Source organism: Comamonas resistens, from assembly GCF_030064165.1.
Lineage (GTDB): Bacteria > Pseudomonadota > Gammaproteobacteria > Burkholderiales > Burkholderiaceae_C > Comamonas > Comamonas resistens.
In genome coordinates, this window is sequence record NZ_CP125947.1 from 4,169,579 (window position 1) to 4,187,138 (window position 17,560).

16 protein-coding genes are annotated in these 17,560 nt (G+C 61.4%); 8 read left to right on the top strand and 8 right to left on the bottom strand.

Annotation, left to right across the window (positions count from 1 at the left end; all coding sequences use genetic code 11):
* Nucleotides 1-20: 20 nt before the first annotated feature.
* Genes QMY55_RS19450 through QMY55_RS19460 form a run of 3 tightly spaced genes read right to left on the bottom strand, consistent with a single transcriptional unit; the run spans nt 21 to nt 2,369 of the window.
* Nucleotides 21-1,025 carry a 2-dehydropantoate 2-reductase gene (locus QMY55_RS19450; protein WP_283485758.1) on the bottom strand — a complete coding sequence of 335 codons (1,005 nt, stop codon included), beginning with the start codon at nt 1,023-1,025 and terminating at the stop codon, nt 21-23.
* Between the two features lies 1 nt (nt 1,026).
* On the bottom strand, nt 1,027-1,773 hold the full coding sequence (locus QMY55_RS19455) for a class II aldolase/adducin family protein (protein WP_283485759.1): 747 nt from the start codon (nt 1,771-1,773) through the stop codon (nt 1,027-1,029).
* A 50-nt stretch (nt 1,774-1,823) separates the two neighbouring features.
* Nucleotides 1,824-2,369 (bottom strand): MarR family winged helix-turn-helix transcriptional regulator, encoded by a 546-nt coding sequence (locus QMY55_RS19460; protein ID WP_283485760.1) that lies wholly within the window; start codon nt 2,367-2,369, stop codon nt 1,824-1,826.
* A gap of 224 nt (nt 2,370-2,593) precedes the next feature.
* Here QMY55_RS19460 and QMY55_RS19465 point away from each other — a divergent pair, with 224 nt between their 5' ends.
* Entirely contained in the window at nt 2,594-2,809 is a 216-nt protein-coding gene (locus tag QMY55_RS19465; RefSeq protein WP_283485761.1) for a hypothetical protein, read from the top strand.
* Nucleotides 2,810-2,966: 157 nt separating this feature from the next.
* Here QMY55_RS19465 and QMY55_RS19470 read toward each other — a convergent pair whose 3' ends face one another.
* The 3 genes from QMY55_RS19470 to QMY55_RS19480 all read right to left on the bottom strand — a co-directional run bounded on the left by QMY55_RS19470 (nt 2,967) and on the right by QMY55_RS19480 (nt 6,050).
* On the bottom strand, nt 2,967-5,273 hold the full coding sequence (locus QMY55_RS19470) for a xanthine dehydrogenase family protein molybdopterin-binding subunit (RefSeq protein WP_283485762.1): 2,307 nt from the start codon (nt 5,271-5,273) through the stop codon (nt 2,967-2,969).
* Nucleotides 5,274-5,747, bottom strand: a complete 474-nt coding sequence (locus tag QMY55_RS19475; RefSeq protein WP_283485764.1) for a (2Fe-2S)-binding protein — start codon at nt 5,745-5,747, stop codon at nt 5,274-5,276.
* A 168-nt stretch (nt 5,748-5,915) separates the two neighbouring features.
* A complete protein-coding gene (locus tag QMY55_RS19480; RefSeq protein WP_283485765.1) occupies nt 5,916-6,050 on the bottom strand; it encodes a hypothetical protein in 135 nt (44 codons plus the stop codon).
* A 215-nt stretch (nt 6,051-6,265) separates the two neighbouring features.
* Here QMY55_RS19480 and QMY55_RS19485 point away from each other — a divergent pair, with 215 nt between their 5' ends.
* A complete protein-coding gene (locus QMY55_RS19485; protein ID WP_283485766.1) occupies nt 6,266-7,504 on the top strand; it encodes a DUF711 family protein in 1,239 nt (412 codons plus the stop codon).
* Here the strand turns inward: QMY55_RS19485 and QMY55_RS19490 are convergent, their stop codons facing one another.
* Nucleotides 7,505-8,143: a DUF2625 domain-containing protein gene (locus QMY55_RS19490; RefSeq protein ID WP_283485767.1), complete on the bottom strand. Its 639-nt coding sequence runs from the start codon at nt 8,141-8,143 to the stop codon at nt 7,505-7,507. It lies immediately after the preceding gene.
* Between the two features lie 171 nt (nt 8,144-8,314).
* On the opposite strand from QMY55_RS19490, the gene QMY55_RS19495 reads away from it, so the two are divergent.
* Together QMY55_RS19495 and QMY55_RS19500 are read left to right on the top strand one after the other, a co-directional pair.
* A protein-coding gene (locus QMY55_RS19495; RefSeq protein WP_407650544.1) for an IS3 family transposase occupies nt 8,315-9,561 on the top strand; the annotation gives its coding sequence in 2 pieces (ribosomal slippage) (nt 8,315-8,660 and nt 8,660-9,561; 1,248 coding nt in all).
* A 711-nt stretch (nt 9,562-10,272) separates the two neighbouring features.
* A complete protein-coding gene (locus QMY55_RS19500; protein WP_283489018.1) occupies nt 10,273-11,835 on the top strand; it encodes a sensor domain-containing diguanylate cyclase in 1,563 nt (520 codons plus the stop codon).
* 73 nt (nt 11,836-11,908) lie between these two features.
* Here the strand turns inward: QMY55_RS19500 and QMY55_RS19505 are convergent, their stop codons facing one another.
* Nucleotides 11,909-13,153, bottom strand: coding sequence for an anion transporter (locus QMY55_RS19505; protein WP_283485769.1), 1,245 nt, complete (start codon nt 13,151-13,153; stop codon nt 11,909-11,911).
* A gap of 391 nt (nt 13,154-13,544) precedes the next feature.
* Here QMY55_RS19505 and rpoH point away from each other — a divergent pair, with 391 nt between their 5' ends.
* The 4 genes from rpoH (at nt 13,545) to QMY55_RS19525 (ending at nt 17,551) form a co-directional block, all read left to right on the top strand.
* A complete protein-coding gene (rpoH, locus tag QMY55_RS19510) occupies nt 13,545-14,489 on the top strand; it encodes an RNA polymerase sigma factor RpoH (protein WP_283485770.1) in 945 nt (314 codons plus the stop codon).
* Nucleotides 14,490-14,632: 143 nt separating this feature from the next.
* Nucleotides 14,633-15,625, top strand: a complete 993-nt coding sequence (locus QMY55_RS19515; RefSeq protein WP_283485771.1) for a Bug family tripartite tricarboxylate transporter substrate binding protein — start codon at nt 14,633-14,635, stop codon at nt 15,623-15,625.
* Nucleotides 15,626-15,874: 249 nt separating this feature from the next.
* Nucleotides 15,875-16,618 carry a sterol desaturase family protein gene (locus QMY55_RS19520; RefSeq protein WP_283485772.1) on the top strand — a complete coding sequence of 248 codons (744 nt, stop codon included), beginning with the start codon at nt 15,875-15,877 and terminating at the stop codon, nt 16,616-16,618.
* A complete protein-coding gene (locus QMY55_RS19525) occupies nt 16,619-17,551 on the top strand; it encodes a fatty acid desaturase (protein ID WP_283485773.1) in 933 nt (310 codons plus the stop codon).
* Nucleotides 17,552-17,560 lie beyond the last annotated feature (9 nt).

Sequence of the window (17,560 nt, forward strand, 5' to 3'; positions counted from 1 at the left end):
CCCGCAACGGTGCAGGATTTTCATGCCGGATACAGACCCAGCTGCCGGGCTCGCAGCCTGGCCAGCCCCAGCAGGGCATCGGTGGACGGCGTGGCCACGCCGCACAGAACGCCCATCTCGCGCACCGCGCCCACCAGGGCATCCAGCTCCACGGGCTTGCCCGCTTCCACATCCTGCAGCATGGAGGTCTTGAAGCTGCCCAGCTTGAGCGTGACCTGATGCCTGTCCTGCGGCGTATCGGCAATCGGCAAACCGATGCGGGCACCGATTTCCTTGGCCTCCAGCATGACCGAGGTGATGAAGCCGCGCACCAGCTCATCCCCCAGAATCTTGTCCGTGGTCGCACCCGTGATGGCACTGACCGGGTTCATGGTCATATTGCCCCAGAGCTTGTACCAGGCATCGCGCTGGATATTGTCCGAGACCTTGACCTCCAGACCGCCTGCACGCAGCAGCTCGGCCAGCGCCAGCAAGCGCTCGGTGGACGCATCTCCGGGCAGCGCCGTGGGCTCGCCCACGATGATGCTGTTGCCGAAATGGCGGCGCACCACGCCGGGCGCATCGAGAGAGCAGCTGGCATGGACCACCGAACCTATCACCTGTGTGGTAGGTATGGCCTGGGCGATCTCGCCCTGCGGGTCCACGGTCTTGAGCTGCAGGCCACGCAGGCTGGCGTCCACCCCACCGGCCAGAAACCACCAGGGCACGCCGTTCATGGCCGTGAGCACTAGCGTCTGCGGGCCGATCAGCGGCGCAATGCGCCGCGCCACCTCGGGCATGGCTGGAGCCTTGACGGCGATCACCACCACATCCTGCACGCCCAGTGCGGCCGGGTCCTCTTCGGCCCTCAGCGCCACGGTTTCGCGCATATCGCCGTGCACCAGCGTCAGGCCCTGGCTGCGCAATGCGGCCAGCGTTTCGCCGCGTGCCACGGCAGCAAGTTCGCAACCCGCCTTGGCCAGAGCCACACCCAGCCAGCCGCCAATGGCGCCGGCACCGTAGATACATGCTTTTTTCAGAGTCATTTCACAGATCCAGATAGCTGCTGTCGATGCGGTTCACACGCCGCACCAGATGGTCGAACACATCGCGCGGGCCGCCATGGTCGTCGTTGAAGGTCAGGGAGTCGGCGTTGCAGCGCGCTGCCGTAGCCTCGTCAATCATGCGCGGCGCGCCCATGGAGAGCGTGGCCAGCTGTACCTCGCAGGCGCGCTGCAGCGCCCACAACACGGCCAGGGCCTGAGGCAGGCTGCTGCCCCAGCTCAGCAGGCCATGGTTGCGCAGAATCACGGCCTTGCGCCCGCCCATGCTCTGCAGCAGCCGGGGCCCCTCATCGGCATGAATGGTAATGCCCTCGAAGTCGTGGTAGGCCACCATGCCGTGCAGCTGCGCGCTGTAGAAATTGCTCTGGCTCAGCCCGTCCTGCAGACAGGCCACGCCCATGCCAGCCGTGGTGTGGGTGTGCATCACGCAATGCGCACCCTCCAGCCCGTCATGGATGGCGGCGTGCACCACAAAGCCCGCAGGGTTGACCGGATGGTCCGAATGCCCGACCACCTCGCCGCGCACATTGATGCGCACCAGATTGCTGGCCGTGACCTCGCTGTAGTGCAGGCGGAAGGGGTTGATCAGAAACTGCTTTTCCCCGCCGGTCACGCTGTCCGGCAGGCGCACGGTGATGTGGTTGTAGATCAGCTCGTCCCAGCCCAGCATGGCAAAGATGCGGTAGCAGGCCGCCAGCTCGCGACGGGCAGCAATTTCATCGGGGTGCATGTGCAAATCTCCGTGGTTTCATGAAAAAGAGAGCATTCAGCGCTTGATGGTCAAGCGTTTGATGGCGATATGGCTTGAGATACAGACTGGCGCAGCTGCGCTGCGCGGGCGTCGATGTCCTCGGCCGCCTGCATCAGCTTGGCAATGATGGCGGTCAGCGCTTCACGCTCCTGGGCGCTCAGTGCGTTGAGCAATGCCGCCTGAAACGGCCTGGCCTGCCTGAGCACCTGTTCGAAATTGAGCAGTCCTTCCTCGCTCAGGCTCAGCAGATGGCGGCGCGCATGCTGCGGATCGGGGCGGCGCAGCACCCAGCGGCGATCTATCAAGGGTTGCAGGCTGCGGCTGATCTGCGCCTTGTCCATCAGGCTGATGCGGGCCAGTGCGCCCGCATGGGTTTCGCCATGCTGCTGCAACAGTCCCATGAGCCGCCATTCCGTCAGCCCCACGGGCGTGACCGGCGCGATGTAATGCCTTGTGACCTGGGTCTGCAGCGCGTTGGCCAGGGCCATGAGCTTGAAGGTCAGGAATTCGTCCAGCGGCAGGGTCTGGCTGCAGACAGGCTCGTCGGCAGAGCAGTGCGGCAAAGAGGTTGGCATGAGGCTCTCACCTTGGGCGGTCACCGCAGCGGCATCGCCCAAGTGATTCACCTGTGTATCAATAGCGCGAATCTTTGCTTATTGTTGATACATCAACATCGGTATCAACCCGGATGACACTGGAGACCATTCGCAGCCGGCATCCCTGCCCTGCCCCGCGCCAGACAATGGCCTGCGCTCCATGGCGGTGCTGCTGCTTCACCTCGCTTTGCAAAGGAATGCACATGAGCTCCAACCACACTGCTGTCGTCAACCTCACCGCCCAGATCACGGCCTTGAGCACCGCCCTGCGCATCGTGATCGATGCCAGCCCCAATGCCCCACAGCTGCGTGAACAGCTGAGCGCGGCCCTGGACAAGACCATCCATGACGCGCTGGAAGAAGGCGTCTGGGACAACGCCGACGGCGTCAAGACCATCAAGGCTGCGCTGCTCGGTTGATGTTTCGCAGCGCTGCAAAGCAAAAAAAGCCCCCCACGCTTGCTCACTAGCGTGTAGCCGCTGCCCCCCAAGGGGGCCGCTTTTTGCCTTGGGGGGCGGCCCGGCGGCAAAAAAGGCCGGCTGAGTGCCCGGCCGGCCTTTGGGATGCAGTGAAAAATCAGCTTAGCTGACGAATCGGCAGCGCCCTCACCCGCTTGCCCGTAGCCGCAAACACCGCGTTCGCCAGAGCCGGAGCCACTGCCGGCAATGGAGGCTCGCCCACGCCGCCGGGCGGCACCTCCAGGTTGTCGCCCACCAGATGCGTGCGGATGAGGCCGGGCTGCTGGGCATGGCGCAGCACCTCGTAGTCATGGAAGTTGCTTTGCTTGACCCGCCCTTTCTCGAAAGTGATTTCGCTGCTCATGGCCAAGCTCAGGCCCATGATGACGCCGCCCTCCATCTGCGCACGAATGCGCTCGGGGTTGATCTGCGGGCCGCAATCCAGCGCGGTATCGACGGCAATCACCTTCACCTCTCCCTTGCCATCGACAGCCACCTCCACCACCACGGCTGAATAGCTCATGAAGCTATAGCAAAAAGCCAGCCCCAGGCCATGCCCCTTGGGCAGTTTCCGACCCCAGCCGGCACCACGCGTGGCCGCCTCGATCACCGCGCGCAAGCGTCCCGTGTCATAGGGGTAAACCGTGGGGGATTCGCTGTAGTTCCAGCCATCGCCCAGGTCTTTTTCCGGGTTCAGCCGACGTGCCGGGCCGATCAGATCCAGCGCGTACTGTCTGTGATCCTTGCCCGCCTGATGTGCCAACTCTGCAATAAAGCACTGGGCCGCGAACGCATGCGGAATGTTGTAGACCGAACGAAACCAGCCGATGCGGGTGTGGGCTTCGACCTCGGCCGTCTCTATGCGCACATTGGGTATCCGGTAGGGCATGTTGATGGCCCCCATGCCCATTTCCATGCCGCTTTGCCCCTTGGCACCTTCCTGAAACAGCGAAGAAATCGTGGGCGCCGCCGAGCGGTGCAGCCAGGTCAGGGGCATGCCCTTGCCATCGAGCACGGCCTCCAGCCGGTCGGCCGCCACCGCATGATAGAAGTCGTGCTGTATATCGTCATCGCGCGTCCAGACCACCTTGACGGGAGTGCCGGGCATGGACTGGGCGATCAAGGCTGCTTCCGCCGCAAAATCAGGTTTGGACTTGCGGCCGAACGCCCCCCCCAGCAGCAGCACGTTCACCGTGACCTGCTCGGGCTTCATGCCCAGAAAACCGGCCACCAGCTTTTTGCAGGTTTCGGGGTCTTGCACCGAAGTCCAGATCTCGCAGCGGCTCTTGTCCGCCGCCACCAGCGCCGTGGCTGCCGGCGGCTCCATGGACGCATGGGCCAGATGGGGCACGTAGTAGTCGGCAGCGATCAGGTTCTTGTCACCTGCCGCTTTCATCACGGCCTCGATATCGCCGTTGCTGCGCATCAGCTTGCCCGGGCTGGCTGCAGCCTTTTCCAGCAGCTTACGGTACTCACCCGAGTCATAGCTGGCATGAGCTCCTTCGTCCCAGTCCAGCTCCAGCGCCTGGCGGCCTTGCATGGCGGCCCAGGTGTTGCTGGCCACCACGGCCACGCCGCCCAGCGGCTGAAAGGCCGGAGCCCCCTTGTAGCCCGGTATTTCCAGCACCTTCTTTACGCCTGCCACCTGCAGGGCTTTTTCGCCCTTGAAGCTGCGCAGCCTGGCGCCCAGCACAGCAGGACGGGCGACGACGGCGTAAACCATGCCGGGCAGATGCTGGTCCATGCCATAGACGGCCTTGCCCTGGCCGATATGGGCCAGATCCACGGCCGGGGTCTTGCCCTTGCCGATATAGCGGAAGTCGGCCTTTGTCTTGAGCCGCAGCTGATCGCCCATGGGCACGGCCTGCTTGGCCGCATCGGCAGCCAGCTCGCCAAAGCCCAGACGCTTGCCGCTGGCGGCATGGATCACCTCATGCTGCACGGCCTTGACCTGAGCCACAGGCACGCCCCAGCGCGCTGCGGCCGCGGCTTCCAGCATCTGGCGTGCCGCCGCGCCCACACGGCGCATGGGCATGAAGAAGTGGCGCATGCTGCGCGAGCCATCCACGTTCTGGTTGCCGTAACGGGCTTCATCGGCCACGGCCTGTTCGATCTTCACGCGATCCCAGCGCGCCTCCATCTCGTCGGCCACGACCATGGGCAGGCTGGTGCGCACGCCGGTACCCATTTCCGCGCGGTGGGCCACGATGGTCACCTGCCCGTCGGGTGCAATGCTGACAAAGACCAGCGGGTTGTCCACCGTTGTGCCGGGCATGGAGTCCGCGCCGTATTTCTTGGCCTCTTTGGCGGCATCCTGGGCATAGACCAGGCCGCTGCTGCTCACGCCCAGCGTGAAGGCCAGGCCAGCACCGCCCTGCAACAGGCTGCGGCGGCGGATGGCGTTGTGTTGTTCGATGACTTGCATTTACTTCACCCCCGTTGTCAGGCGCTTGGAGGCCAGCTTCACAGCCGCATGAATGCGCGGATAGGTGCCGCAGCGACAGATATTGCCGCTCATGGCTTCGTCAATCTGCTTGTCCGAGGGCTTGGGATTGCTTTTGAGCAAGCCCACCGCCGTCATGATCTGCCCGGCCTGGCAATAGCCGCACTGGGCCACGCCCAGCTCCACCCATGCCGACTGCACAGCCTGGCCCACGCGGTCACCGCTCATGGCTTCGATCGTGGTGACGCTTTTGCCCGCCACTGCAGAAATCGGCGTGCTGCAGGAGCGTACGGGCTGACCGTCCAGATGCACGGTGCAGGCACCGCACAAAGCCATGCCGCAGCCAAACTTGGTGCCACACATGCCCAGCTCGTCACGCAACACCCAGAGCAACGGCGTCTCCTGCACCGCTTCGGCCGTCCGGGCCTGGCCGTTGATCTTCAGATTCATCGTCATGTGGGGTCTCCTTGAGTCGTGGTGGGTGCTTGAGCATACAAATTCCCCGCCAGGCATACACTCGCAAAAGCGACAAGCCGCCATCCTGGTCATGAAAAAAGCTGCTGGCGCTTATGGGTAAAGCGCCAGCAGCTCTCAAATCAACAGTTCCTGGGGGTTGCAGTCCTGTCAGCGATGGCCTCTATGACCACCGTGATGGCCATGTCCTCCATAGCCGTAGCCGCCGCGATGGCCGTGGTCATGCATCACATAGCAGCCCGACAGCAACAAGGCGATGGCCGAAGTCCCCAATAATTTCAACATCACAAGCCTTTGCACTCACAAAAAGAGTGCAGTCTAGGTACCTGATCCAGCCCCAAAATGCATCAGGTGTAAATCTTGGTGTTCCAGGCCTATCTCGCAGGACTGAATTACGCAAGCAGCTATTCAAACAATAGCAACCAGTTCATGCCACATGGGTGGTACTGCAATCGAAGCCGCTCACTTACGATAGGCCGCAATTTCCTTCGCTTTTCACTATGTCCTCTACAAGCCTGCACCCTCTGGTCCGTGTCCGCACCGTCACCGCCTTCATCAATCTGCCTGGTGACCCGCAGCAGTGGCAACAGGTTCTGAGCCAGGCCAAACGCCAGTGCGACCGCCTGGCCGATGCGCTGGAGCGGGATGCAGGCTATGCCGTGCAATCCATCCGTCTGGTCAGCAACCCTTTTGGCGAATATCTGGATACCCGCAGCATCGCCAGCGCCCAACAAGGCCTGGCGAGCATCACCGCACTGCTGTCCCAAATCAACACCGGTACGCGCCGTATCCGCTTTGCCATTGGAGAGGCGCGCAGCAGCGAAGAGATTGCACTGCTGCCCGAGCTGATTGCCAGCCATGGCGACCTGTGCAATGCCTGTGTGAATGTGGACCTGGACGCCAACGGCTATCTGGCGGACGAGCTGCTGCAAGCCAGCGTGCAGGCCGTGCAGCAGATCGCCCTGTGCACGCCGCGCGGCGAAGGCAATTTCAACTTCACCGTCAACTTCAACTGCGCCAGCGGCATTCCCTATTTCCCCGCCGGCTACCACCGCGGCGAACTCGATCAGCGACTGGTGCTGGGCCTGGAAACCCCGGATCTGCTGGTCGATGTGCTGCAGGCCCTACAACCCGAGCGCGAATCCCTGCCCCATGCCGCCTGGATGGCCCGCGCCACCCAGGCGCTGGGCGATGCGCTGAACACCCACACCCAGCGCATCAGCAACTGCGTGACCGCCACCGCCCTCGATGAAGGCTGGCAGGTTATCGGCATGGACACCTCGGCCGCTCCGTCCAAGTCCTGCGCGTCCATGGTGCAGGTCTATCAGTTGCTGGGCGTGCCGTTTTTCGGCGCTTCGGGCACGGTGGAAGCCTCTGCCCTGCTGACGCGTGTATTCAAGTCCGTGCAGCACATGCCCCAGATCGGCTTCAGCGGCCTGATGCTGGCCGTGACCGAGGACTCCGGTCTGGCCCAGGCCACGCAGGACGGCCAGTTCGACATCCGCGCCCTGTTGACCTATAGCAGCGTCTGCGGCATCGGTCTGGACACCGTGCCCGTGCCTGGCAACGCCAGCGCCAGCCAGATTGCCGCCGTCATGCGCGACACCGGCACCATGGCATTCCGCCTGAAAAAACCGCTGACCGTGCGCCTGTTCCCCGTGCCTGGCCTCAAGGCCGGCGACATCACGGCGTTTGAAAGTGCCGATCTGTGCAATTGCGCAGTGCTGGACCTGCCGTGATCAATCTCCCTGCCCAAACTGTGTGTTGAAGGCATAGATCTCGCTCATGGGCAGCGGCCTGCGGTCGCTGGTTGCCACGCTGCCCTGCGATGTCCAGAGAAACGGATAAAAGCCCAAGCCCTGGTCGGGCGGCAGCGCCAACACATCCTGCTCCCAGCCCTGCCAGCGCAGATCGGCATAAAAGTCCGTCAAACGCTCGCTCAGCGCCCATTGGACAAAGTCCGAGTAACCGATCTCCAGCGCCTCCCACTGCGCCGTATCGGGCGCCAGATAGTAAAGAGCACCGGGGTCAGCGCCCAGGCCGCCGCCGTTGATGGCGAAAAAACCACCCACGGCGTCATCAGCCACCAGCAAAAAGCCCTCGGCGCGCCCCTGATTCCAGTTGCGCAGATTGCGCGGCAGCCGTTCGTGGCCCGAGCCCAGAATGCGCAACCAGCCGTGATCGATCAAAACTCCGCCCGTCTCATGCGCAATCGCCCCCATGGGTGAGCGCGTGGTCACCTGCAGGCCCTGCAGCACCTCGTCGGCCTGGGCAGAAGGCGGCAGCAGCTCAGCCGGCCGCTGGGCCTGGGCAAGCCACTGCCTGACCATGGGCATGGCGGGCTCCGTGGTGGAAATCAGCTCCTGCAGGCTGCGCATGAAGAACTTTCTGAGTTATGTAGACGCACTAAAAAGGCTAGCCACAACCATTGACTATCTGCATCTTAGTGACATTCACTATGTATCAACGTATGGAGCCATTGAGATAGCCCCCTGAATCTCCGGACACGGTCCATCGCTTATCTTCGAGATAAGCATAGGACTGTGCGTATGACTAGGCATACAGAAACGATTGAGGTCATCACCCGAGACCAGCGCAGGCGGCGCTGGTCGGCTGCCGAGAAGGCTGCCTTGGTTCGCAAAACTTATGAGTCAGGCATGAGCGTGTCGCTCGTGGCCCGCCAGGAAGGCGTCTCTGCCAGCCTGCTGTTCACTTGGCGGCGGCTGGAGCGCGAAGGCGCGCTGGTGGCTGTCGGTGCAGGCGAGGCCGTTGTGCCGGCATCGGAGCTGGCAGCCGCCCGTGCCGAGATCGCCAAGCTGCAGCGCGTGTTGGGCAAGAAGACCTTGGAGAACGAGATACTCAAGGAAGCCGTGGAGATCGCTGCAGCAAAAAAATGGATTGCGCGCTCGCCCTTGTTGCCCGGGGACGACCAATGAAGTCGGTCTGCTCGGTGCTGGGCGTGGCGCGCTCGAATCTGCATGTGCGGCATCACCGCCCTGGCCACTGGCAGGACAGCCGCAGAGGCCGCACCCCGGCCCAGGATGAGCTCTTGCTGGCCGACCTGCGGCGCCACATTGCCGAGTTGCCCAGCTATGGCTATCGCCGCGCCGGTGCGCTGCTCAATCGAGAGCGACGTTCACAAGGTCAACAGGCGCTGAACCACAAGCGCATCTACCGGGTCATGGCGCGGCATCGACTGCTGTTGCCCAAGGCGCCCAAGCGACGGCATTCGAGCCGCATTCACGATGGCCAGGTCAGTGTGCCGATGAGCAACATGCGCTGGTGCTCTGACGGCTTTGAGATCAAGTGCGATTCTGGCGAGACGGTCACAGCCACCTTCGCCAAGGACTGCTGCGACCGGGAGATCCTGGCCTGGCGGGCTTGGGAGGGCAAGGGACTTGCGGGAGAGCCTGTGCGCGACATGCTGGTGGAAGCCGTGGAGCGGCGCTTTGGCACGGTTGAAGCCGTGCCCCTGGAGCGTGAATTGGAGTTCCTCACCGACAACGGCAGCGCCTACATCGCGCACGAGACGCGTGGCATTGCTAGATCACTGGGCCTGAAGCCGATCAACACGCCCGTGTGTAGCCCGCAGAGCAACGGCATGGCCGAGAGCTTCGTGAACACCTTCAAGCGCGACTACATGAGCCGTATGGACCTGCGTGACGCGCCGACGGTGCTGGCGCAATTGCCGGGTGCGTTCGAGCACTTCAACGAGATCCACCCGCATTCGAGTTTGAAGATGATGTCGCCCAGGGAGTTCCGACGACGGCAGAATCACCCCGCCCATCAGGGCTAACTTAGCGACTGGACGGTGTCCGGAACTACGGGGGCAAGATCACCATGCCCGATGCAATCTCGCCGCTGTTTCACAGTCAACTACACCCCATCCAGCGGCAAATTCGCGCAGACGTACCCAGCACTAGCAAGAGTACCTTTCATCCTGGACTCTTCACCGCGTTTCCATCGAGAGGGAAATGCATTCTTCATTCTTAATAAGACCGAGCTCTAGGGTTTTGGAGCTCACAAAACCGAGAGGATGGGTTGGTGACCCGAATCCCAACGCCTCAATCGATGAATGGCTACGCGGATAGGTTAGCCAACTTTTAAGAGTGAGCGGACGTTCGTGGAGTCGATATCCATTCATGCGAATATGCGCCCCATGCCACTGGCAGGTACCAGTCCGACATGCTGAGCGGCTTGTGGTCCCGGGATGAAGAGAGCCGTATGCCAAGGACTGTGAACGCACGCGTGCGACAAGCCTGTGCCTCTGCTCCAGTCTCAGTCATAGGCTTTACATTCCCGCTTGTCAAAATGATTGTTGCGGCCCGCAGGCCAGCAATTGGACTGCCGTCTCGAACTTGGCTTCGCTTGATGTTCAATCCAGTGGAATTTCCAGGGATGACGGAGAATTCGTCCCAGCCCTATCCAGTCCAGACCAGCAGGGGGGCAGCAGCAAGCAATGCAGGAGTGCTGCTCATCCTTGGTTGGTGATGAAGGGAAGGTGGAGATGTTTTTTCAGAAGGGGAAGAAGGAGGCTGGCGGTGACAACCCTCAGTGCGTGTGCAAGGTCCTGGCCGCAAAACGCGATACCCAGCTTGCGGCCTGCCTGCTGCTAGTGGTTTTTGTCTCTGTGTTGGCCGCCACCTGCTGGCAGATCTGGTCGGAGCGCCAGCGCACTCTGGCCGAGATAGACACCAACAATCGCAACTTGGCACAAACGCTGAACACCTATGCCGAGGGCGTGCTCACCCAAAGCTCCATGCTGCTGCTGGGTATGCTCGAGCGCCTGGAGGCGGAAGGCACTTCGCCCGATCATCTGCTTCGCATGCAACAACTGGTCAATCGCCAGGAGCATTTATTCAACCAGCTCAATGAGCTGCTCGTCATCGATGCGCGCGGCAAGTGGCTCATGTCGTCGAGGGGGCGGTTTCCCGATGGCGCCAACAGCGCTGACCGTCACTTCTTTTCGTATCACCGGGATAACCCTTCGCACGAGATTTTTATCGGTGCGCCAATACGCTGCCGCTCTACAGGCGAATGGTTGCTCACCGTCAGTCGCCGCTTTGAGGACAGGCAGGGACATTTTGGCGGGGTCATTGTTGTGGCTCTAGGTATAGAGAATTTTCTGCGCCTGTTCGGCAAGATTGATGTCGGCGAGCAAGGGTCTATTGGACTGGCAACGACTAGCGGGCAATTGCTGGTGCGTTACCCATTCCGCGAGCAGGACCTGGGGCGAGATTTTTCGCGTTCGACCAACTTCCTGCGGCATTACTCGAGCCTGAAGTCCGGTACAGCGTCCTTTGAGTCCGGCATCGATGGAACCGAAAGACTATATGCCTTCAGGAGCAATGACCGTTATCCCGTCTTTACCGCGGTGGCCAGGGGAAGGCATGAAGCCTTGCGCGCATGGCGGCACCAGGCGCTGCTGACGGCGGGCGTGGTACTGAGTCTGCTGACGGTGATCGCGGTCATAGGCTGGCGCCTGATTCTGCTCATCCGGTTACGTGCGCAAACCGAGACCGCCTTGATGGCCGCGCGTGAGAAGCTGGTTGACGCCAACCAAGAGCTAGGGCGGTTGGCCGCCCAGGACCCGTTGACGGGGCTGGCCAACCGGCGACGCTTTGATGAGACGCTGAGGCTCGAGGTCCGGCGTGCCGCTCGCGAAGGGACGCCGCTCTCGCTCTTGCTCATCGATCTGGATGATTTCAAAGGCTTCAATGATCGCTACGGCCATGTCGCCGGTGACGAATGCCTGAGAGCTGTGTCGCGGCAACTGGCGCTGTCGGCCAAGCGTCCCGGGGATCTCGCAGCGCGCTATGGGGGAGAGGAGTTGGCCATCATTCTTCCCAGCACCGCGCCGGAGGGAGCCATGCGCGTTGCCGAGCAATTGCTGGAGTGCATAAGGGAGCTTGGCATCGCCCATGAGGCCAGCCACTTTGGCCGTGTGACGGCAAGCATAGGAGCGGCTAGCATTCAAGGCAGGCAGGGTCGCACCGAAGATTTGGTGGAAGCTGCAGATCGCGCCCTGTATCGGGCCAAGGCGGCCGGGCGAAATCGGGTCGAGTGCTGAGTCGGGCACCACATCATCTCAGTTGGGCCGCTTGAGTCTATCGATGCAGCATTGACTGCCCACTCGGGTGGGCCTATGCATGAATCATGCTGTGCATACGCAGCCACAAATACAGCGCGGTGACGGCCATGGTGGAGATTGTCACAGGCACCCCGATTCGGGCGTGCCGTTTCCAGTCGATGATCACGCCGTGGCGCGCGGCTGCGTCGACGACGATGATGTTGGCGATGCTGCCCACGATTAGCAGGTTACCGGCAAAGGTACTTGCCAGTGCTAGCAAGGTACCGGAGAGCGGATGATTCGCAACGGGCAGGAGCAGCATCACTGCGGGGACATTGGAGACAAGATTGGACAGCAGGAAGGTCGTTCCAAACAGCGGAGCTGGGTGATCCAGATGCAGGCCCAGGGCAGCTGAATCTGACACCAGCTGTGCTGGCAACCCCGTGCGCTGCAAGGCGTCGTTGACCACAAAAAGTCCCATGAAGAGCACGAGCAGTTCCCAATCGACCAGGCCCAGCATCCGGCTTGAGTGCAGCCGGCGGCTCATCAGCAGCACCCCAGCCGCCGTCAGCGCGACAACCTCTCTCGGCCAAGGCGCAAACAGAAACGACAAGAGAATCACGAGCGCTATTCCCAGCCCCTTTGCGGTCTGCCAACGGTTTAAGGCTCGCATCTCCAATTCAGGCTGCACCTCGAGCACTGCCTCGCCCGTCAGTTGCCATTGTCCTCTGACACAAATCACGATCACCACCCATGTCAACAGCAGTCCGACAAGCACGGGTACGGCCGCTTCGACGGCATAGGCTCCAAAGGACAAATGCAATGTCTGCCCAATGAGCATGTTCTGTGGATTACCGATCAAGGTTGCCGCCGATCCAATGTTGGCGGCGCAGGCGAGACCAAGCAAAAACGGAACCGGATCGAGTTTGCGGCGCATACAGGCATCCACCAACACGGGGGCGATGGCCAGGCAGACAATGTCGTTGCTGAATACGGCAGACAGCAGCGCGACGATGGCGATCAACACGCCCAGCAAAGTCGCAGGAGTCACTGGCAATGCCGATAGACGGACCGTAATCCAGTCATAGAAGCCGCCAAGGCGCATTTGCGCGGACACCACCATGAAGGCAAACAGCAGCAGCACGGTGGGCAGATCGATGGAGCGCGCAGCCTGCTCTACCGTGACAGCTTCAGTCGCAATCATGGCGATCGCACCGAGCAGCGCGATACCCGTACGATCGAGCTGCAAAAACGGCAGCCCTCCGAGAATCATGCCAAGGTACACCAAGCCAAAAATTACCAGGACGGTTGCGGTCATGGGCCCATTATCGATGAGGGTCCAGCCAAGAAAACCGGGCCATTGCGGGAACCTCGAGAGATTCCGAAAATTCCTAGAGACCAAACGATCACCTAAGCTAACACTCAGGGTTCTGGTCAGCCCTCCTGTCCCAGCAGCCCACTCCAATGAAATTGGAGGATTGGCTAGCGTAGCGCCAAACATAATTCAGGTTGAGATGCATCAAATGCTAGGGCATTGGGCAGGCAGCCCTGCCAAGTCCCCGTCAGCCGCTGTAAAAATACGTTGCAGTGCAACATTTACACTGACAGTTCCCTCTGTGAAGCACCTACAAAAATCCGGGGAACTTTGCCTTTAGCACTCTCTCTAACGGAGTGCTAATATGAAGATCATGGAAGAAAGGAAAGCTGCAATGAAATCTGCCACCGGCTCCATTGCTACAGCCTTGGCCCCCACGAACCCTTGGGCTCTGGTGCCACCGCTTGGCAACCTGGATGCCTATATCTCGGCTGCAAACCGTCTGCCAATGCTCACCCAGGAGGAAGAGCAGGAGTACGCGCGCAAGCTCAAGGAACACAATGATCTGGACGCCGCCGGGCGTCTGGTGATGTCTCACCTGCGTCTGGTCGTATCCATTTCCCGCCAGTACCTGGGCTATGGCCTGCCCCATGGCGACCTGATCCAGGAAGGCAATGTGGGCCTGATGAAGGCCGTCAAGCGCTTCGACCCCGACCAGGGCGTGCGCCTGGTGAGCTACGCCATGCACTGGATCAAGGCCGAGATCCACGAATACATTCTGAAGAACTGGCGCATGGTCAAGGTCGCCACGACCAAGGCCCAGCGCAAGCTGTTCTTCAATCTGCGCTCCATGAAGCATGACATGAAGTCCAACGCCGCCATGGCTGACGACGATATGGTCATGCGCGAGACACTGACCGCCCACGAGATCGACGCCATGGCTGAAAAGCTCAACGTCAAGCGTGAGGAAGTCATCGAGATGGAAACCCGCCTGTCGGGTGGCGATGTGCTGCTGGACCCCTCGCCCAGCGATGATGGCGAGCAGGCCTATGGCCCCATTGCCTATCTGGCCGACGCCAACCACGAGCCTACAGCCATGATCGAATCGCGCCAGCGCGATCAGTTGGCCACCGATGGCCTGTCCATGGCCCTCGAAGGCCTGGATGATCGCAGCCGCCGTATCGTGGAAGAGCGCTGGCTCAAGGTCAACGACGATGGTTCCGGCGGCATGACACTGCATGAGCTGGCAGCCGAATATGGCGTGAGCGCCGAGCGCATTCGCCAGATCGAAGTGGCTGCCATGAAAAAGATGAAAAAAGCGCTGGCCGAGTTCGCGTAAACGCCAGCTTGCGCATACGTCGCTAAAAAAGCTGAAATGCTGAACCACGAACCCGGATAATTTCCGGGTTTTTTATTTTCTGGCGCGATCTTGCCTCAATGTCGCGCCGGCTACTCGCATTCAAAATAGAGACTTGCCATCCCATGCATACATTGCGCACTTTGAAAAATCTGTCTCGCCGCGGCCTGGTCGCCGCTGGAGCGGCCCTGATGACAGCCAGCCTGGCACCTGCCGCCATGGCGGCCGACAACTGGCCCGACAAGCCCCTGCACCTGATCGTGGGCTTTCCCGCCGGCTCCTCCCCCGACCTGACCGCACGCGCACTGGCTGAGCCCCTGGAAAAGAAACTGGGCCAGACCATCATCGTGGAAAACCGCGTAGGCGCGGGCGGCAATATCGCCGGCGAATATGTGGCCAAGGCCGACGGCTACACCTTCAGCGTGATGATCAACGGCAATATGACGATTGCCAAGCTGCTCAACCCCGCAGTACGCTACGACCCCGTCAAGGATCTGCAACCCGTGAGCCTGATCGGCGTGGCTCCTCTGGTGCTGGTGGCTCCGGCCTCGGCACCTCAGGGCAAGGCTTTCATCGAGGCCGCCTCCAGGGCTGGCGACAAGTGGAGCTATGGCTCGCCCGGCGTGGGTACCGTGGGCCACCTTGGCATGGAGCTGCTCAAGAGCCGCTCGGCCATCAAGGCCGTGCATGTGCCCTATACCGGCTACCCCCAGGTCTTCAACGGCATTCAGGGCGGCGATCTGCAACTGTCCATGTTGCCGCCGGCTCTGGCCATGGCCCAGATTCAGGCCGGCAAGCTGCACGGCATTGGCGTGACTTCGGCAGCCCGCAGCCCGCTGGCTCCCGGCCTGCCCAGCCTCAAGGACCTGGGCATCAACAACTTTGACCTGGAAATCTGGAACGCCGTGGCCGCACCCAAGTCCATGCCCAAGGCCCATGTGGACAAGCTGGCCGCCGCCGTCAGCGAGATCGTGCGCACGCCAGAGATGCGCCAGAAGCTGTCCATGCAGGGCTGGCAGGCCGTGGGCAGCTCGCCTGAAGGGCTGAGCAACCGCATCCAGCAGGATGTGAAAGCCCTGGGCACCATCATTCGCGAGCAGCACATCACGGCGCAGTGATGGCACCCCCTGAGCCGCTTTGCGGCTTCCCCCAGGGGGACGACGGCCTTTGCCGCGAGGCGGCTCTTGCTGGCCGTCTCTCACGTTGGGGTGCGCCAGTTTTTGACTGCAACAGCCTTACCTGAGCCCCTTTGGGTATCAGCTGGTGCTACTGCTCTGTCCGCTATCATGCGCCGGCCGGCATGCGGTTACGCTATGCCATCGGGCGCATTGCTTTTATCTGGCTGCGTCATTGTTTACGGAGCCTTCATGGACGCGGGAACCTGGTTTACTCAGCTCAATGCCTGGCAGGTCATGGCTTTGGGCCTGGTCTTTTTCGGTGGAATCTATGTGCTTGGTGCTCTGGCCATGCTGGGGCTGACACGCAGCCTGGCTCGCGTCGGCATCGGCAGGCCACTGGATACACGTCCGCTCAAACCCGATCAGTTGCAGCGCGAATGGCGCCAGTCGTTTCATTCGGTCCTGATCTTCGGCACCGGCATGATCGTTCCCTGGGGCTTTCTGCAACTGGGCTGGGCCCATCTCTCGCCCACAGCCAGTACAGGCCGTATTGCACTGGAGATTGTTGCGCTGCTGATCTGGAACGATGTGCATTTCTGGATCAACCACCGGCTGCTGCATACGCGCCGTCTGGTGCGCTATCACGGCGATCACCATCGCTCCGTGGTGACCACGCCCTGGTCCACTTACAGCTTTCACCCTATCGAGGCTCTGATGCTGGGCAACATCATCTTGCTGCCCATGGTGGTGCATGACTTCTACTTCTGGTCGCTGGCTTCCGTGCCCGTGCTGAGCCTGATCCTCAACCTCATCGGTCATTCCAACTGGGATTTTTTCCCCAAGGTGTCCAACACCCACCCCCTGGCCGCCAGCCGCCGCCACCACCTGCACCATGCACGACCTGCGGGCAACTATGGTTTTGCGCTGGCCTTCATGGACCAGATCATGGGCACCAGGGTCAAGACCGACTCCAGCCAAACGCCCAGCCACTGAATGCCCAAACATCCCAGCCAGGCCCTGCTGCCGCGCCTGCGCCATTGGCGTGACTGGCAATCCGTGCTTTATATGCTTGCCCTGCCCCTCATTGTCTGGTGGCAATGGACGCATGGATTCAATCTCGTTCTGTACGGCATCGAACTGTTTCTGACCCTGGGCGTGGGCGTGATGCACCACAACCACACCCATGTGCGCATGTGGTGGGGCCGCTGGAGCAATCGCTTCACCGACTACTGGCTGACGCTGCTGCAAGGCCATCCGACCTTTGTGTTCTGGCCCGCCCATGTGGCCAATCACCATCGCTTTCGCCATGGGCCCAAAGACATCGCACGCACCTACCGACCCGAGTTCGGCGGCGATACCAACCACCTCTGGGGCTATCTGATCCACCCTGTTCAGGCGGGCTTGAAGCTGTATCCGCTGTTTTTTCGCTGGCTGAACAATCTGCGCCTCCACTGGCCGGGTGCGTTTCGCTACTGCATGGGGCAATACGCGCTGTGGCTGTCCAGCTGGGGATTCTTTCTGTGGCTGGACTGGCAGAAAGCACTGCTCTTCGTCATCGTGCCGCAGCTGCATGGACTGCACTGGCTGCTGGCCACCAACTACCTGCAGCATGCCCATGCCGACGGCAGGCCACTCTCCAGAGCGCAGCGCAATACCCCGGGTATCGAGCTGAACTACGCGCGCAACTTCGAGGGCCTGGTCAACCCTCTGCTTTTTAATATTGGACTGCACACCGCGCACCATGAATGCCCGCATGCCCACTGGTCCGAACTGACAGACCTGCATGCACGCATCTACCGGCAGCGGGTCACGCCCGCGCTCAATGAGGGCGGTCTGCTGCCCTACATGGGACGTGTGTATGTATTGGGTCTGGTCTGGCCCGCGGCAAGAACCAAGCCGCAGATGCCACCAGATGCTGTGAAATAAAACCTGTTG